The sequence below is a fragment of the Antribacter gilvus genome (assembly GCF_003946865.1).
Taxonomy (GTDB): domain Bacteria; phylum Actinomycetota; class Actinomycetes; order Actinomycetales; family Cellulomonadaceae; genus Antribacter; species Antribacter gilvus.
Genome location: NZ_QXTH01000035.1, coordinates 1 through 1,123, shown reverse-complemented (window position 1 = coordinate 1,123; position 1,123 = coordinate 1). Strand labels below are relative to the sequence as shown.

Sequence of the window (1,123 nt, the reverse complement as noted above, 5' to 3'; positions counted from 1 at the left end):
TGTGATGTCCAGGGAGGTTGGTCAGTCGGCTGATCGGTGGCTGGTTTCCGATGGCGCTGTGGAGCCTGTGGTGATTGTAGAAGTGCAGCCACCCGGGCAGCGTGTCGCGGCGCTCGGCCTCTGAGGCGTAGAAGCGGGCGTAGGCCCATCCGTCACCGAGGGTGCGGTGGAACCGTTCGATCTTCCCGTTGGTCTGGGGCCGGTAGGGGCGGGTCTTCTTCGGCGTGATGCCGAGCCTGCTGCAGGCGTCCTGCCATGCGTGGGACTTGTAGGCAGAGCCGTTGTCGGACAAGACCCGCTCGACGGTCACGCCGCGTTCGGCGAACCAGGCTACGGCCCGCTCGAGCACACCGATCGCGGTCGCTGCGGTCTCGTCGGCGCAGATCTCGGCGTAAGCGGCGCGGGAGTGGTCATCGATAACGGTGTGGACGTAGGCCCGGCCGACCAGCGGGCCGCGCGAGCGGCTGCGAGGAGCGCCGGTGCGCTCGACGGTGGCGGCGCGGTTGCGATCGCCCTGCTGTTTACCGACGTAGCGCCAGCCGCCACCGTCAGGGATGTTGCCGAACTTGGTCACGTCCACGTGGATCAACGACCCGGGGTGGTCGTGCTCGTAACGCCGCAACGGCTCACCAGTGACCCGGTCGATACGCCAGAGCCGGTTCACCCGGCATCGCACCAGGACCGCGTGGACCGTGGAGGCCGGCATGCCGAGGATCCCGGCGATCTGGACCGGGCCGAGGCGGTGCCGCCACCGCAGCCGCACGATCGCTTTGACCACCGGCTGCGGGGTCCGAGTCGGGCTGTGGTGCGGGCGCGAGCTGCGATCGACCATCCCGGCCCCGCCCTGCGCCCGGTACCGGTCGGCCCACTTCTTCGCGGTGCGCGGCGAGACCATGAACATCTTCGCGGCCGCGGCATAGGTCCAGCCGGTCTCGACGACCAACCGCGCGAGCCTCAAGCGCGTCTTCGGGGTGAGCAGGGCGTTAGCGTGTGACACGAAGGCCTCCGGTTGGTGCGAAGCGGTTCCTCGACAGCTCCACTTCACAACCGGAGGCCTTCCTCATCCGGTAACCCGAGCCCGTGTCGACATCACGGGCTCGGAACAACCTCCCTGGACATCACA

1 protein-coding gene is annotated in these 1,123 nt (G+C 68.5%); it reads right to left on the bottom strand.

Annotated elements, in window-relative coordinates:
• A partial coding sequence (locus tag D1350_RS23400) for an IS481 family transposase (protein ID WP_125778464.1) occupies positions 1 to 997 on the bottom strand: 997 nt, incomplete at its 3' end.
• Positions 998 to 1,123 lie beyond the last annotated feature (126 nt).